At 62.9% G+C, this 17137-nt stretch carries 9 protein-coding genes; 5 read left to right on the top strand and 4 right to left on the bottom strand.

All coding sequences use genetic code 11. The features are described 5' to 3' along the window. Positions 1 to 218 precede the first annotated feature (218 nt). On the top strand, positions 219 to 1361 hold the full coding sequence (locus VHD36_05135; protein HVU86680.1) for an Lpg1974 family pore-forming outer membrane protein: 1143 nt from the start codon (positions 219 to 221) through the stop codon (positions 1359 to 1361). 35 nt (positions 1362 to 1396) lie between these two features. On the opposite strand, the gene VHD36_05130 is transcribed toward VHD36_05135, so the two are convergent. Continuing rightward, positions 1397 to 2485, bottom strand: coding sequence for a membrane dipeptidase (locus VHD36_05130; protein ID HVU86679.1), 1089 nt, complete (start codon positions 2483 to 2485; stop codon positions 1397 to 1399). 128 nt (positions 2486 to 2613) lie between these two features. On the opposite strand from VHD36_05130, the gene VHD36_05125 reads away from it, so the two are divergent. Beyond that, on the top strand, positions 2614 to 3540 hold the full coding sequence (locus VHD36_05125; GenBank protein HVU86678.1) for a dihydrodipicolinate synthase family protein: 927 nt from the start codon (positions 2614 to 2616) through the stop codon (positions 3538 to 3540). Here VHD36_05125 and VHD36_05120 read toward each other — a convergent pair. The 3 genes from VHD36_05120 to VHD36_05110 all read right to left on the bottom strand — a co-directional run bounded on the left by VHD36_05120 (position 3535) and on the right by VHD36_05110 (position 5498). Continuing rightward, positions 3535 to 4014, bottom strand: coding sequence for a glutathione peroxidase (locus VHD36_05120; protein ID HVU86677.1), 480 nt, complete (start codon positions 4012 to 4014; stop codon positions 3535 to 3537). The genes VHD36_05125 and VHD36_05120 overlap by 6 nt on opposite strands. A gap of 57 nt (positions 4015 to 4071) precedes the next feature. Further along, entirely contained in the window at positions 4072 to 4674 is a 603-nt protein-coding gene (locus VHD36_05115) for a thioredoxin family protein (protein HVU86676.1), read from the bottom strand. Positions 4675 to 4805: 131 nt separating this feature from the next. Continuing rightward, positions 4806 to 5498 (bottom strand): hypothetical protein, encoded by a 693-nt coding sequence (locus VHD36_05110; protein ID HVU86675.1) that lies wholly within the window; start codon positions 5496 to 5498, stop codon positions 4806 to 4808. A gap of 360 nt (positions 5499 to 5858) precedes the next feature. On the opposite strand from VHD36_05110, the gene VHD36_05105 reads away from it, so the two are divergent. The 3 genes from VHD36_05105 to VHD36_05095 all read left to right on the top strand — a co-directional run bounded on the left by VHD36_05105 (position 5859) and on the right by VHD36_05095 (position 16924). Further along, on the top strand, positions 5859 to 6653 hold the full coding sequence (locus VHD36_05105; protein HVU86674.1) for an inositol monophosphatase family protein: 795 nt from the start codon (positions 5859 to 5861) through the stop codon (positions 6651 to 6653). 201 nt (positions 6654 to 6854) lie between these two features. Continuing rightward, on the top strand, positions 6855 to 10157 hold the full coding sequence (locus tag VHD36_05100; GenBank protein ID HVU86673.1) for a hypothetical protein: 3303 nt from the start codon (positions 6855 to 6857) through the stop codon (positions 10155 to 10157). Further along, positions 10157 to 16924, top strand: a complete 6768-nt coding sequence (locus VHD36_05095; protein ID HVU86672.1) for a hypothetical protein — start codon at positions 10157 to 10159, stop codon at positions 16922 to 16924. Before VHD36_05100 ends, VHD36_05095 begins: the two co-directional genes overlap by 1 nt. The last annotated feature ends 213 nt before the right edge of the window (positions 16925 to 17137 follow it).

Raw genomic sequence — 17137 nt, 5'->3', positions numbered from 1 at the left:
AGGGCGACTTTGCATTCGTTCTGCCCTTTTATTGCGCGTCCGACGAAAGGATCGCATTTGCCGAACTCGGAAAGGATGACGGACGTGAGGGCCGTGCGGTGCGAGTCCGTACGTCGCAACCTTGCAAAGGCAATGGCCGATTCCCCGATGGAATGGATTCAGTCCCCCGTGTGGCGCCATACCGCCACGCGCAATCGCTCACGGAGGAGCCTCGGTCAATGCAGTCTCGCGCCGCGCGCTTTTGTTTTTTGGCAGTCGTGTCGTGCCTGTTTCCCACAGCGACAGGACGTGCGCAGGACGCACCCGAGAGCGACATTCAGCGGCGTTTGACCGAGCTGGAGCAGCAGGTTGCTAGCATGCAGCGACCTGCCCAGGCCCGGCTGACGTCGACCTACGACGTGCCCGCGCTGCCCCCGGACGCGCAAGGTGAAGAACAGACTGCCGGCGGCTGTTTGCCCGGCTGGAAGCTCCCCGCGTGGAATTGCCGGCCGGCTCTGGTGGGCCAGGATTTTCTCAACACCGGCTGCCGGCAATGCGGCGTGGTCTTCGGCAGCGAGCTGTTGTTCTTACACCCGACGGCCACCAACGGCGACCTGCCCGGCGCATCGGCCAGTGTCCTCGCGCAAGTGGGAATACTCCCCCCCACGGCGATCGTTAATTTCAACGTCCACAATAGTTTCCAATTCGATACCGCCCCGCGGTTCTGGCTTGGGTACGTCACGCGATCCGGGCTGGGCTTCCGCGTTCAATACTGGGAATTCCGCCACAGCTCGGACACCGAGTTCCTTGACCCGATTGGATTGACAACGTTCGGCGGCGCCATGCGCTTCCGCACGTTCGACTGGGAAGCGACCCAGCAGGTCGATTACCGCCGTTGGCGCATGTTGTTCTTCGGCGGCTTTCGCTACGGCGAGATTCGCCAGTCCGAAACGTTCAACATCCTGGGAACGCTGGCGAATTATCAGCTAAGCCAGGCCTTCAACGGCATCGGTCTGACCGGCGGCGTCAACCTGAATCGTTCGCTTTTCAATTCCAAGCAGTTTAGCTGGTACACGAACACGCGCGGCTCGATCCTCTTCGGCGACCGTAGCTACAACTTCCAGGCCGGAACGGACATCGTCATTCCGACGTTTGCGGGCGCCAATTTCAAGCTTAGCGGCGACACGCTCGGCATCCTCGAAATTGCCACCGGCCCGCAATGGCAAAAGCCGCTGAAGCGCGGTGGGCAATTCTTCGTGCGCGGCGGCTTCGAAGGACAATTGTGGCTGAACGCCGGCACGATCGACAACACACCCGTTGATACGTCGCTCGGCAACATCGGCTTCGGGGGTTTTAGCGTCGCGACGGGCATCGTGCGATAGAGTCGTGCCAGCATCGGCGCGCCTCTGCTCTTCTGCTATGCGGGCAGCCAGCGGCGGAAGAACCGCAACCAGTTGCCGTGAAAGATCCCGTTGATATCGCTGTCGGAAAATCCACGCTCGGTCAGGAGCGGCGCGAGCTTTTGCAAATCCGCGATCGTTCGCAGGTCGCCGGGCGTTTGCTCGGTGCCGAACCCGCCATCCAGGTCGCTACCGATCGCGGCGTGTTCGGCATTGCCCGCCAGCTGGCAAATATGGTCGATTTGATCGGCCAGCGCCGCCGTCGTCAGCCGTTCAGGGCGCGTGACGCCGATTTTCCAGCCCGGCGTGAGCATCCAGGCGTCGCACACCACGCCGATCACCGCGCCGCGCTCGATGATTAGCCGCAATTGCTCGTCGGAAAACTGACGATCGCCCGGCACCAGGGCGCGGCAATTGTTGTGGCTGGCCATCACCGGGCCGGCAAAGTGGTCCAGTGCCTGGAAGAAGCTCTGATCCGACAGGTGCGTCACATCGAGGATCATGCCGACCCGCTCGAATTCTTTCAGCATGGCGATGCCGCGCGGCGTAAGCGGACCATTGTCGCCGGTGCCCACGGAATAATGGCTTGGCCCATAGTGCGAGAGCATGACGCTCCGCAAGCCGGCGGCGAACCACTCGTCGACCTGCGCCGGATCGACGATCGGGTCGGCCCCTTCCATGGCCAGGATATTGCCGATCGGCAATCGGGCCGTGGGATCGGCTTCCCACCGCTTCCAATGCGCGTCGAGCTCGCGCCGCGTGCCGATCATTTGCATTTCGCCCTGCGCTTCGAGCAACCGATAATAGGCGAGTTGCCCCTGCGCGATCGCGTAGGCGATCGATTGCGTGCCGTAATCGAGATCGATGCGCCGATGCCCGGCCGCCGGCTGCACGTGACGCTTGGCCCGGGCCAAAAGCGTGCCCAGGCAGACGGCCACGCGTCCGCTGCGCATCTCGGGCAGGCTGGTCGTGGCATGGCCGCGGCCGCCGGCGGGATCCATGCCTTGCTCTCGGGCGTTGATCTCGTCGACCGTTTCCGTCTGATCGCGGTTATAAGCCAGCGCGTTCCAGGCAAGATCGAGGTGGGAGTCGAAAATGAGTCGCATGCGGCGTCAGGAACCCTCGGTGTTGGTTGTTTGTAGGGTTGGCGATTGCGGCTATTGTGAAGGATCGTCAACCGGATTTGAATGGCCTGCGCGCGGTTACCACGCGATTTCACCACAAGCGAGGAAGCATGAGTGACACCGCGAAATTGTCCGGCGTGCTGCCCGTCGTGCAGACGCCCTATTTCGAGGACGAGTCGATCGATTTTGACACCCTGCACCGTGAAATCGACTGGCTGCTAACGGCCGGGGCCAGCGGCGTCGTCATGGCCATGGTTTCGGAAACTTTGCGGCTCTCGACAATCGAGCGCCGGCAAATGGCCGAGCACGTCTGCCAGGCCGCGGCCGGACGCGGGGCGGCCGTCATCAGCGTTGGGGCCGAAAGCCGGCACGCGGCAACTGCGCTTGCCCGGCATGCCGAGCAGTGCGGCGCCACGGCGCTTATGGCGATTCCGCCAATTGCCACGGCCGCGCTCACCGATGAGCTGCTCGAGTACTACCGCGCCTTGCTGCGCGCCGTGCAGATTCCCGTCATCGTGCAGGATGCCAGTGGCTATGTCGGTCGCCCATTGCCCATCGTCACACAGGCCCAGTTATTCGACGAATTCGGGCCCGAGCGGGTGATGTTCAAGCCCGAGGCCGCGCCGCTGGGCCCCAATCTGACGGCGCTACGCGAAGCCACGCACGGCCGGGCGCGCGTCTTTGAGGGAAGCGGCGGTGTGGCCCTGGTCGACAGCTATCACCGCGGCATCGTGGGCACCATGCCGGGCGCGGAATTGATCCGCGCCATGGTCGCGCTCTGGCAAGCCCTGGTGCGCGGTAAGGAATCGAACATTTATCGGCTGTCGCTGCCGATCGGCGCGCTCGTGCAGTTGCAAACCGGCCTCGACGGGTTCTTGGCCGTGGAGAAATACCTGCTCGTCAAGCAAGGGATTTTCAAGAACACGGTCGTCCGTGGACCCGTCGCCTTTCGCCTTGATGAGGAAACGCGCCGCGAGGTCGATCGGCTTTTCGAATTGGTCTGCGAGGCGGTGAGCGAAACGGCGACCGCCTCATAGCAGGGCAGCCACGTCGTGCTCGACGCGCTCAGGTGTCGCGAACATCGAATACCGCCGCACGACATTGCCGGCCCGATCGATCAGGAACTTGCCGAAGTTCCACTTGATGCTTTGGGTGCCCAGCAGGCCACGCTTCGCTCTTTTCAGGTATTGATAAAGTGGATGGGCCTGCGGACCGTTGACTTTCACTTTGGCGAACATCGGGAACGTCACGTCGTAGGTGCTTGAGCAAAAGCCCTGAATCTCGGCCTCGCTGCCTGGTTCCTGATGCAAGAACTGGTCACAGGGAAAACCGAGCACCGCGAACCCCTGATCCTTATGGCGGCGATAGAGCGCTTCGAGCCCGGCGTATTGCGGCGTAAAACTGCAGCGACTGGCAACATTGACGATCAGCAGCACCTGGCCACGGTAGCCCGTCAGCGATTCTGCCTGGCCATCGATCGTGGTGAGAGGAATGTCGTAAATTGTGCTCATGACGGATGTCACACACCGCGTTTGACCTGTCAAACGTCCCGGCCCGAAAGACGGCAACTACTTACTGCGCTGCCGCGCGTAGCGAATGCCACAACCGCGGGCGAACGTCTCGCCGGTCGCCGCCTTGGTGCCGGCGAGCGCGGCCCGCACCGCATCGGCGACGTAGTTGACCTTGGCCGACGCCGCGTCGTTATTGTCGTCGAGCGAACCCATGTAGACGATCTTGCGATCCGGCGACAGCACGAAAAAATCGGGCGTGGCGCTCGCACCATAAGCGCGGCCGATGTTCTGAGTTTCGTCGGCCAGGTACAGGTACGGGAACCCACGCTCCTGGGCGCGCTCGGTCATCTTCGCCAACGAGTCCTCGGCACCGCGGTTCACGTTGATGGCCACCACGGCCACATCCTGAGGATTTTGTTTCGCGAGTGCCATGATGCGGTCTTCGTAATCGCGGGCGACCGGACAACTATTACAAGTAAAGACAACGACCACGGTCTTCTTGTCCTTTAAATCTGCCAGGGAATGCGATTTTCCATCCGTGCCGGGCAAGTCAGTCCAGGCCGGGGCGGAATCGCCGATGTTCAACACGCCATTGAATTCACCAGCCGAGGCAGCAGTGGCGACGAGGCAGGCTATTATCGTGCTCAAGGTGCGAAGCATCGAAAAACTCCCAAATTCGGTCGTGGCCGGGGCTAAGGCCGCTGCGAACAACGATAGGGCGCGCCGCAGCAATGGTCAATCGGCCCAAGTCGGCCAAGACGAAATCCAGGCCGGCAGGTACCGCTTCGTACTCAGGTCGTGAGCGGCAGCGGTGCCGACAAAAAGCGGTCGCACATCGACGAAACCAGCGAGCCTTCAGTGGCGTCCGCGACGAACAGCCCGCGAGCACGAGCCCGCAGAATGACGCCCTTCTCCAGAGAGCTTGCGAACAGCTCGTGTGACACGACCCACGCGTCGCATTCCTTGGACAGCTCTTCCTGTTCTACATCCGACGGATGCACTATCTCGACGTACGTAGGGCCTGCGAGCACGCACCGAAAGCAAACCGTATGATCTCGCGCCTTCTCAATGCTCCAGGGTGTCTCGCACGGCGTGCGACTGCACATCGTTAGCGCAGGGCGCGACGCGAGCAAGTTTGTTTGCACCGACACTTGCAAATCAACTCCGACCGCGCTCTGTCCTGCAAACTCCTCTTCCAGCGCGCGCCAATAAACTTGCAACCGCACAGGCCGCGCGGGCGTCTGCGCGTACGTGACGACCAGATCAGGCCCGCGCACGAACGAATCGGCGATGACCAACTCTTCGGATTCCAGAGCGCCGAGGAATCGAACCGCCAACAACTGCGTAGAAGCAAGCGGCGCGCCGCGCCATTGCAGTGCGTGCAGCCCCAACCCCGGACGCGCAAGATCGATGGCCGCCGCGAGGCCACTGAGCGAGAGATGGGCGATTGCCCCTTCGAGACGCCAAACTTCAGATCGTGTCACGTTGGCGTGAAAATAAAAAAACCCCGCCGCTCGCTGCGAGGCGGAACGGCGGGGCCGGAACAGAGAAGAGGCCGTCGAATACGAACGCTATTATAATGAATTCACACGATGAACCGCACTGGCCTGACGACTGACGTGCCTTCGATCGAACGTCCTCATCTCAGCCGCCCTGATATTACCAACTTGGCGCCGGCTGTCCACACTTTTGTTTGAAATTTATTCGTCGGCTAAAGATGTGACCGTTGCGGGGGGAAGGATGTGGGCACCCCGGACCAACCCAGCCCCGCCGCCGGTTGGTCTGCAAAGAGCCCCCACCTATAATCCGACCGTATCCACGGACAGGATTTTTGGACCCACAAAATGGCCTTAATTGCTGAGTTCGGAAAGATCTGCGAGCGCGCCGCCCGCGCTGGCGGGCAGGTGTTACGGGAACACGCCGGTCGAGTCGAAGCCCGAGAAAAGAAACCAGCCGACCTCGTCACCGAGGCCGATGTCGCCTCGCAGCGCACGATCCGCGACACAATCCTGGCCGAGTTTCCCGGCCACGGGTTTCTCGGTGAAGAGAATGAATCGATCCCGCCAGGCCCCGACGGCTTGCGATGGATCGTTGATCCCCTGGACGGCACGACCAATTTCGTACACGGCATTCCCGAATATGCCGTTTCGATCGGTCTTGAGCAGAATGGCAAGCTCGTCGTGGGGGTCGTATACGCTCCGGTTTACGACGCTTGTTACCTGGCGGCGGCGGGCGAGGGAGCCTTTTTGAATCGCGAGCCGCTCAAAGCCAGCCGCACGACGGATCTCTCGCAAGCCGTTGTCGCTACGAGCTTTCCACCGCGGGCGAACAGGAATGCGACCGAAGTCCAACGATTCCTGGAGGTTCTTCCCAGGTGCCGGGCCACCCGGCGCACGGGCTCGTCGGCTTTGAATCTGTGCTCTGTCGCGGCTGGGCGTTTCGACGCGTTCTGGTCCTACGACACCAAACCGTGGGACGTAGCCGCCGGAGCGCTCATCGTCCGCGAGGCCGGGGGAATCCTGACTGGGCCCGGCGGGGGCGATTTCAACGTCCTGGAGGCCAGCTTCGTTGCGGCCGCAACCCGGCAATTGCATCGCGAGCTTTGCCAGGTGCTAGCCACGGCAGGGCCAGGGAAATAGTCCCTCCTTTTTGCGGCCGGACAGGTCTTTACCCCAAAAGGAGTTACGCCTAGCGATTCTTTGCTTCAAGCTGCTCCCGCGGCTAGGTACACTAAACCAGATACGAACAGCAGTCTTCGACATAATCCCTTCTGGTCGTGGCCGGCGGTAACGGGCAGTTACTGACTTCAGTCGGCTGCGCTGCTGTAGGAAAGCTTCGTCTTGCTAATCCCTTGGATCCGAACCATTGCGCTCGGGGGCTGCTTGCTGGCCGCGGGGCTTGCTCAGCAATCCTCGGCCGCGCAACCGCAGGATACGCCGCGCCGGGCGGCCGCCAGCGAAACTGCCCCCCAAGCGGCCGAAGGGGGCGTCAAGGAAGCTCAGCCCCCCGTCCTCTTTCTGCGAAATAAAGATGGTGGGCTTCTCCAAGCGGTCCTCGGCTTCACCCTGGAGGACTTCGAACGCTTCATGAACCAGCGGGCCCAGTTAGGGCTCGGCCAGCAACCGCCCCGCTATCAGCTCGACCGGCTTGTCGCACGCGGCCAGGCCGGTGACCGGCACGCCGATCTGTCGATCGAGCTGACTCTCGGCGTCAACCAACCCGGCTGGGCACGTATTCCCCTGCGTCTGGGCGAAGCGGTCCTGCGTGCCAAGCCGCGCTACCAGGGCCCCGGCGAGTCGCGCGTCGAATTCGATCAGGCCGCCAAGGAGCACGTTCTTTGGCTGCGTGGCGATGGAGACGAACCGCATCGCCTGACGCTCGAAATAGCCGTACCGCTGATGAAATTGGCCGAACGGACGGAATTGAAGCTGGGATTACCGCGAGCGGCCGTATCCGAGTTGACTCTTATCGTGCCTGAGGCCAATGCGGCTGCCACGGTGCGCGACGGCGGCGGGATCCTCGACAGGACTACGGCGACGAAGAACGGCACCGAGTTCAAAGTGCTGGGCATGGAGCGCGATTTCGCCATCGCATGGCACAAGGAGAACGCGGCCGCCGAGGCCGTTACTCCGCTTGACGCGTCCGGCATCCTGACCACGCGCATAGATCCGGCAGGAATTCACACGGACGTTCAGTTAACGGTGCGCACCTTTGGCAGCAAGCTCGACACGTTCCGCCTGCGGATTCCTACCGGCGTCCAACTGACCGGAGCCGGTCAAAATAGTTATCAAATCGAAGCGGTTCCTGCCGGCGAGGATGGCACGCAGTTGTTCGAGGTCCGCCTGCGAGACAAGGCGTCGACTCCCGCCGTCCTACGCTTTTCTCTCGATCAGCCGCTCGATGAGAAATCCGGCGAGCGAGATTTCCAATTAACGGGCGTCGAATTAGTGGGGGCCGCACGGCAGTCGGGCTTCGTCGTGGTGCGGGTTGCCGACGGTTGGCAAACGAATTGGAAGGAGCTTCGCCACGCCCGACAGGTCGACGAAGTGCCCACGGAACTCGACCGTGACGGCGTCCTGGCGTCGTTCGAATACTTTGGCGTCCCCTTCTCGATGACCGGCCAACTGACACCGCTGAAGACTCATCTGTCGGTCGAACCACGGTACAACGTGGATGTGGATAGTCGCCAGGTGCGGCTCGAAGCGCGTTTGCTTTACCAGGTGCGCGGCGCCAAGGCTTTTGCTATGGAAGTCGCGTTGTCGGGCTGGGATCTTGACGACATCACGCCACGCAGCTCATTCGACGTCGATCGTGTCGCGGTCGAGGCCGATAAGCCGCTGCGGATTCCCTTGCTACAGCCGACGACTGGCGAAATCGAGCTCATCCTGCGCTGCCATCGTGACCTTTCTGCCGACGCGACCCGGGTTGCCTTCGAATTGCCGCGTGCAAGCGCCGACGCGATCGCGCCGGCTCAGATCAGCGTCACTCCGTCGGCGGACGTCTCGCTCACGGTTCGCGAAGGCGACCTTGTCGGCCTGACGCGGGTGCGCGGCCAAATCCCGCCCGCGGCGCCGGATAGCGAAAATGCCACGTTGACCTTTCGTGGACAAACGGACGAGCTGCGCTTCGCCGCCGATCTGCAAGTCGAATCTCGATCGGTGGTAGCTGATGTCACCAGCCGTCTCACGATTGACGAAAAGGAATTCGCGGTCGAAGAAGTGATCAACTACGCGATCACCAACGATCCGCTTGAAGAGCTGCTGTTCGACGTGCCCAGCTGGCTAGCCACGGTGGATCGCATCGCGTGGGAATTGGACGGACAGCCGGTGACTCCGACGCGCGACGATCGCGAAGCAAGCGTCGAACGTACAGTTCGGTTTCGACTGTTGCTGCCCGAGAAGCGACAAGGCGATTGTCACGTCGCCGTGCGCTATCCGCTGCACGTCGAACCTGTCGCCGCCGGCCGGGAATTGCCCATCGACGTGCCGCTGGTCATGCCGGCCGTGACGGAGCTTCGCGCGAACGAATTGTCAGTGATAGCGCCCGCACACATGAGGGTCGAACAACGCGAGAATGGGTGGAATGTCGAGCCGCAGACACGCGACAAGCAGCAGCCCGTTGCCTTGCGGCTGACAAGCCCTCTGCCGAATACCGAAGTACATCTTGTCGTATCCCTTGAAACGACACCTGCCGTCGCGCCCCTCATCGTGAAGCGTGCTTGGATCCAGACGCGTCTGGCTGAAGGAGAGCGCTGGGACCGCGCCGTATTCGAACTCGCCGGGGGCGGACCTCAGGTAACGATGCAATTGCCCGCAGGCGCCATCGCCTCCGAGGCCCAATTGGTCCTGGACGGCAGCGTAGTCCGGCCGCAGCTTGCGACGCGCGATTCGTTGAACATTGACCTTGGCACGACGGACGGCGACCACGTGCTGGATGTCAGTTATCGCTTTGGCACGCGTTCCGTTGAGACGGGCAGGCTTCAGCTCCAGCCGCCGAGCCTGCAGGGAGGCCCCTGGGTACGACAGAGCTACTGGCAGATCGTCCTGCCGCGCGACGAGCATTTGATCGCCTGGCCCGCGGATTTGAGCGGCGCGTTCCAGTGGCAGTTTGACAGAGGACTGTGGACGCGTCGCCCGCTCGTGGAACAAGAGGATCTGGAAAGCTGGACCCATACGACCGCCGGTCCCCCTCTTCCCGAGCAAACGAACCGCTACGTGCTTGCCGCGGTTGGGCCCGTTACGAGCCTCGACATTCGCGTGGCGAGCCGGACGGCCCTCATCGCCTGCGGCGCCGGAGGCGTGCTCCTGATCGGTCTGTTGCTTTTGAATTTCTCGATCCTCCGAAAGCCTGTCCTGTTGTTCGTCGGCGGAGTACTGCTGATGGGCGTGGCCATGCTCTACCCCGATCTGGCACTGGTGCTGGCGCAGTTTGCCGCGGTCGGAGCCTGTCTGGTCCTTTTGGCGGCCGCCCTCGAGCGATATCTGCACGCCCGGCGACGGGCTCCCCTGGTCATTCGTACCAGCCCCAGTTCCATACACGAGCCTGGCTCGACGAGGACGCATCTTCGCGTGCAGGCATCGTCGAGCAGCGGCGAGCCCATTCCGCGCGTTCCTCAAACGACCGCTCCGTCAGGGGAATCGTGATGCGTCACGGACCAGCGTCAATTCTCTGGGCCGTGGTGTCGCTATCGGCTGCTAGCGCCATTGGCGCGCAGCCCGGCGAATCTTCACCGCGGGAACAGCCGCCCGCTGCGGCGGCGGGGACGCTACGGTTTCGCCGGGTTTATGCACCGGCCGAGCGCGTGCAAGACTGGCCGCGTGGTACCGCGCGCTACGTGCCTGTCGACGGTCCGGAATTCGAGCGCCTGGTCAAAGCCGCACAGGAGGAAAGCGGCGACCGTCCGGCCCCCGCCTGCCTGGAGCAGGCCGATTACACGGCACAATTCGATGGCATCGACCGCCTGCAAGGGACGTTCGCGTGGGAAGTTGAACGGACGGTTTCGTCCGCGGCGCCCGTGAATCTTTCGCCGTTGAACCTCGCGCTGGGCAAGACCCGCTGGAGCGACTCGCCGCAACCTGTCGAACTCGGCTTGGATGAAGACGGTGAGGCGACGCTCATCGCCGACCGCGCCGGCACCGTGACGGGAACGTGGTCGCTGCGAGGTCGTCATGACAATGATGGGCAACTTGCCTTTCGTTTCGAGTTGCCGCGTGCGGCACTCTCCACGCTCCTGTTGACCGTGCCTCCCGGCGTCGTTCCGACGGCGGGCTCGGGCGTCGCATCGCTCGTCGAAGAACAAGCCGACCGGCATGTCTATCGGCTCCTGCTCGGCGGCGCGAGTGAACTATCGCTACGGCTTCCGCTCCAGGCGGCCGCGGTTCCCGGCCAACCCAAGGTCCTGATGCGCGAGTCGGCGGTCTACAACCTGTCGCCGCGTGGAGTGGATCTGGCGGCCGTTTGGAAGCTAGACGTTCACTCCACACCGGTCCATCAGCTGGAAGTGGTTCTCGATCCTGGCTTGCAACTGGTTTTGGCTCGACTGGGAGAAAGCGAGGTCCCCTTCACGACGCTGGCCGCCAATGGTCAAGAATCGTCGCGCATCTTATTGAACCTGCCCGACGCCCTGTCTGGTTCGGATCGTCCACTGCGACTGTCAGCGATCGGGCCTTTGCCGGCGGGGAAATCGGCGCCGCTGCCACGGATACGCGCCGCCGACTGCACCTGGCAGGAAGGGACCTGCACGGTGCTGGTGCATGAGCCGCTGGTGGCGCAACGTCTTGCCACGCGCGACTGCCGGCAGACGAAATACTCGTCGCTGCCTGAGCCTAATCGCGGCGAGTCGTTCGAGATCCAGTGGTTCTCAGCAACGAGCACGGTAGAACTCGACCTGGCGCGCGAGAAGCCTCGGACGCGGCTTTCGACAGGACTGCTCCTGGAACTTGATGATGATCTGGCCAAAGCGCAGCTCGTGGCCATGGCCCAAGGCGTGCGCGGGCGATGTTTGTCGCTCGTGGCCGACGTTGGCTCCGCATGGCTGATCGACGCGGTGGACGCCGAGCCCCGCGACGCTCTCGATGGTTGGCACGTCAATACGGAAGAGGAGGTGCCAGAGCTTACGATTCGCTTTTCGCGTCCGCTGCCGACCGACTCTCCCGTCAAGCTCATGATCCGCGCACATCGCGCCGCATCGAACCGGGAAACGTGGCCGGCCGGCGAGTTGGAGGTCGTGCGATTTCGCAATGTCGACATCGACGAGCAGTGGTTATCGCTGCAGCCCGCTCCGGGAAGGGCTATCGCACTGGCGGAGGTCGAAAATCTGGTTCGTATCACTGGTGATGTCCCCCTGACAGCGCTGCAAAACATCTTCCAGGAAGCTCCGAAGCACCCCGTGTACCGCTTCGATCCGCTGGCGAGTCGCTTCAGCGCGAAGATCGTCGACGAGCGTCCAGCCTTCGCCGCTAAGATCGCGATAACCGCGCAAGTGAACGAGGCGGGTGTCAGCGAATCGTGCTCGCTCCGTTGCCAGCCCGACGATGATCCCGTGTCGCGCGTACTGGTGCGATTCAGCGCGTCTCGTCCGGAGCCGCCGCGATTCGAACTCGCGGGTGAGGGTCAAGCGGCGCTCGTGGCCCGTCGGGTGGTAAGCGCCGTCCCAGAGGTGTCTGACGAGGGCGAAACCTGGGAGATTCTTCTCGCGCGACCGCAATCGGCCGGGTTCGAAATCCATTGCGAACGTGTGACTCCCTTCGCCGATCAAATTGCGGTGGGGCTCGTCAATCTGCCAGATGCAGTCACGCAGCAGGCGCAAGTCACCGTGGATGCCGCGGCCGACGTCAGCATTTCCGTCGAAGCATCGGGCCTGACGCCACTGGCCGTGTCGGATGATCCCGGCATGCCCGGCACGAGAGGCGTGTTTCAGTACAACCGCGCGGAACCTGCGGACAAGATCGTCGTCACCCGCCAGCACGGCTCTCTCGGCCTCAAGACCGCAGGCATCGTTTGGCATCGACGCACCGAGTCGCACTACGACGTGGCGGGCAATTCCTGGCACACGAGCACCTTCCGTTTGCAGAACTCGGGTCAGAGCTCCGTCACAGTCACCGTTCCCGAGCGCTGCGAGATCACGCTATTCTGGCGGGACGGTCGGTCGGAATCGGCCAGTGGAGCGCAGGTCCGCGTCGACTTACCCTCCGACGCCAACCACGTCACGCTCAGCGTCGAATATCGTGGACCGGCAATGGCGGGTCTGAAAAACATGCCGTTAACGGCACCCGTGGCGACGATCGATATGCCTGTCGTCTCCAGTGATTGGGTCCTCTGGCTTCCGACGGGATTCGCCTTGGGAGAAGTCGCCGCGGGGAGCGCCAAACCGGCGGTCACCGGCCTCTCCTGGAGTGAGCGACTATTCGGTCCGCTGGGCCGAAGCAAAACGACCCTGCGTTTTGCGCCCTTTTCCTCCAAGAACTGGAGCGCTCTCGGATCGCGTCTCGCGGGCGATGACGCGGCCGCTTCCTATGCCATGCGCTTCGAAGAGTTGGCAAGATCGCAAGCACAAGCGCTCGTCGCCCCGACTTGGGCGAGCTTGCTCGCCGCTGCGGCGGAATCGTCGCAGCAATCGGGCGCTGTACTGCGGATCGATGCCGCAGCACTGGCAGCAAAGGGTATTGGTCCGCGATCGCAACTCGTGCCATCGGCCGCGGATCTCGCCGGCAGGCCAGCCAGCAGTCTGCTGGCGCAAAACGACGTCGCCCTATTGTTTTCGCCCGACGCCGTCTTACTGACCAGCCGCGAAGCCGCATCGCTCCATCGCGACGAGCTGCGCTGGATCGAGCCTGATCAGCTAGGGATGCTCGACAGCGGGCCGCTGCTTTCAACAATCGTCACCCGAACGATTGAGGACGAAGAGTACCCGAGCGCCACGATCTGGGCACAACAGGGACAAGAACCTACTCGGGCTATCGAGGATACCCAACCACTCGCCGGTGATCTGGGCGCGGCAATTCCATACATCATTCACGCCGAGGGAAGTTCACCGCCCGTGGCGCAGATCATTTATCCAGCAAGCCGCAGCGCGGGCCGCGCCGTGGCGTGCGTCTTGGCGCTGGCGATTTGCCTTCATTTCGTGCGACGCTGGAACGTTCTCGCGGCCTGGCTGAGCATCGCGGCGGCTGCCGCGCTGCTTTTTCCCGAAGGTTGGGCACCGTTGGCCACAGGCAGCTTGTGGGGGATTGCCGCGGCGATCGCCTGGCGATGGCTAGCGCCGCCACCACGGCGCGAGGTCAGCTCGAGCCCGAGTAAAGCCAGCACCCGACCGTTGGCGACCGCCCTGCCCCTGCTGCTGGCGATCGTGACTCTCGCCGGACTTGGCCTGCTGCCATCTCGCGCCGCAGGGCAACAGGAATCCAAGACGGCGCCTCGTGAGGATAGTACCGACGATGTTTATCGTGTCTTTATTCCGGTCGATGATCAGGAGCAGCCAACAGACGGCAAGTACCAGGTGCCGGAGCACCTTTACGACGAATTGCAACGCCTCGTCGCCCGCGCGACGGGTAAGAGCGGGGGGTGGCTGATTCGCGCGGCCAGATACCAATTATCGCTCGCCCGTGACGGCCTCAATGAGGGCTACATAGCCACCGACGTTCGCGTACAGTACGACGTACTTGCGTTAGGCAGCGACGTTGTATTTCGACTGCCGCTGCTGGGCGTACGGCCTGGCCCAGTGGCTTCGCGCGAGGGGCGCGAAATCGAATTGGAGTGGGACATCGATGAGGACGGATTCTATTGCCGTTTCGATGAGCCGGGCATGTACCAGCTGAACCTTTCCCTGCGCATGCAGCGCGGCGACGCGACCGCCGGCGCGCTCGATATGGCAATACCGCCTGTGCCGCATGCGACCGTGATTGTTCAACTTCCCGCAAATCTTTCCTCGGTCGACGTTCCGTCGGCCCTGGGAGTCTCCGCACTCTCGGAGGATGGCCGAACCTTCGTCGCGGAGCTCGGCGCGACCGACCGCTTGACCGTGCGTTGGGCACGCACGCGCCAGCCGCGCACCACGAACGTCGCCGGTGATGCCGAAACCTGGCTATGGCTGCAAGTGCAGCCGGCCTCGGTCATCATGCACGCGCGGCTCGATCTCAAAGGGTTGAAGGCCCCTCTGTCCGAACTATGGCTTTCGGTAGATCCGCGACTGCGGGCCCTACCGGTTGTCGACCGCTCCGGGACCGTCGCCAGTGTGCAGCCAGTCGCCGGCGACCCGCAAACCGTGCGCGTCGAGTTAGCGCGCCCCGTCACGGATCACGCGACGGTGCCCGTTTCGTTCCTGCTGGTTGGCAGTTCAGGCATCGGTCAGTTGTCTCTACCGCGCATCGAGCCGCAGGGGTTGCACGTTGGCAAACGGGTGCTGGCCATCTCGGTCGAGCCTGCCCTGGAATTCAGCGTACCGCCGCCGGAAGCCAAGTCCGTCATGAATGTCGGCGAATTCCTGGCGCATTGGGGCGGAGCTCCCACACCGCCGCAATCGGTGATTCAACTCGATCCCGACGAACCATGGACGCTCTCCACACGGCCGCGTAACTCCTCGGTCTTGGCCCAACAGCGGCTCTCGCTGAGCGTCGGTCAGGGCCGGGCGCTTGTGCGCTTCGTCGCCGAGATATCCGGCGGCGACGTTCCGCCAAACGTTTCCGGCTATACCCTGCAACACCTTGTCCGCGCCCCTGCCGACCTGGAAGTGGAGAGGGTTTCGCTCGTGCAGGAGGGTATCGATCGCGTCAGCCGCTGGACACGTGACGAATTGGGTATGATCTCGGTCTTTCTCTCGGGGCCGGTGACGGGTCGCCAGCTACTCTCGATCGAGGGCTGGCTGCCAGCGCCGCTCGACGGGTCGTGGCCGCTGCCGCGGATCAAGCTCGAATCCGCAACGCAGTGGGAAACCATGATCACCCTCCAGCGCCAGCCAACGGTGCAAATCGCGCTGGCAGATCAGCAGGGGCTATTCGCAGCAAATCACCTGCGACCTGACGAATCGCCATTGCCGGGGCCGACGTTCGCAGTACTGCGCGCCAGCCAGAATGATTACAGCGCCACGATTCGCATTTCGCCGAATACCCCACGCGCGCGGGCCACGTTGTTGACAACGCTTGACCGCGATAGCGCCGGCGCGCGCGGAGCGCTCGATTATCATGCGGTCGTCGAAGATGGTATTGTCGATTCCATCGCGATCGATTTGCCGGCGGCTTGGGCCGGTCCCTTCGAAATTGCACCTCCTGCCGCCCTCGAAGTGGTCAACGGCGCCGACAGCATTCGTCGCCTCGTGATTCGACCAAAGACGCCGGCGACGGGTGATCTCCAGTTTACGCTGCGCTGCCGGCTCGAGTTGGAAAAAGATCGACCGCTCGCTATCCCGACGCTGTCCGGTGATGCGGATGATCAAGTCTTCGTGATGCTGCCGACGAAGTGGGGAACCGAGCGATTGCATTGGAAAACTCGCGCAATGCAAGCAGATCGGCTGCCCGAGGATCTGGCAAGAAGCGCTCCGCCCGGTGGAGCGCAGGTGTTTCGCGTGGTCGAGGCGGATGCCGCGGCCTGGCCAGCGGTCGGAGACCCGGTCTCAGGAACGGCACAGTCGATGGCCGAAATCCAGTGGTTCTACAACGCGGGGAGCAATAATCACGGCGTAGCAAGATTCACCCTCGATGACCCAGGCGAGCGGATTTGTCATCTCCGCTGGCCCGACGCAATGCACATTCTCGAACTGCGCGTCGCTGGCCGTCTGCGGACTCCTGCCACTTCGAACCGCACCTGCACCATCAAGCTTCCCGCCAGCGACCAGCGGCACACGGTCGAGGTTATCTTCGCGAGCGAATTGCCTGCCACGACAGGTGGCGGCAGCGTCGTATTGACGGCGCCCTTTTTGGACGGGATCGACTTCGCGGAAACGACTTGGCACATTTACGACACCGGGGCCCAGGGCTCGGCGACGATCGAGGAAAGCTCAGACTTGCCCCCTCTGACCACAGTCGAGCGCGAGTTCGCCCCTGGATTCGAGGCACCCACCGCGGCCGCTGATAGCATGGCAACGCGTTTTGCCTTCGCCGGCAACGCACCGCAGATCACCGTCCAATTCCCGTCCGCTGGAAAGTCGGCAATTCTAGGGCGCTGGTTGGCCGCGCTAATTCTAGTCCTCGCTGCGATCGTCGCGGCTCGCGCGCCTTATTCGCGGCTTGCCGCGCCAACGGCGCCGGGATTTGTCATCGCGGGGATCGCGGCGGGGCTGGCGGCCAGCATCTGGCTAACTCCCGCCTGGATCGGAGCCCTGATAGCCCTCACGAGCGTGAGCGCCGGCTATTGGCCGATGCTTGCGAAAAGTTTGCCGCAGCGTCCGGAGTTGTCGGCCGGCGAGCCATCGGCGTAAGCCACGTTCGACAGCCAAACAGTGGCATCGGCATACTGAACAGGTGTTCCGCGGGGGACGCGTCTTTTCCGCATGGGGGCCGACTCGCCCATCGCGCGCCTCCTCTCGGCGCATCACTCGTCTAGGCACACGGATGACCATTTGTTAGTTTACGCCCCTCATTGGAATTGAGCCGCGGGTGCGAGCTGCTTGAAAGCTTCATCGCGCGGCATC

It is taken from the genome of Pirellulales bacterium, from assembly GCA_035546535.1.
In the GTDB taxonomy this organism is placed as follows: Bacteria; Planctomycetota; Planctomycetia; order Pirellulales; family JACPPG01; genus JACPPG01.
The sequence above is the reverse complement of the archived record's forward strand: the minus strand, read 5'-3'. Positions and strand labels throughout refer to the sequence as shown.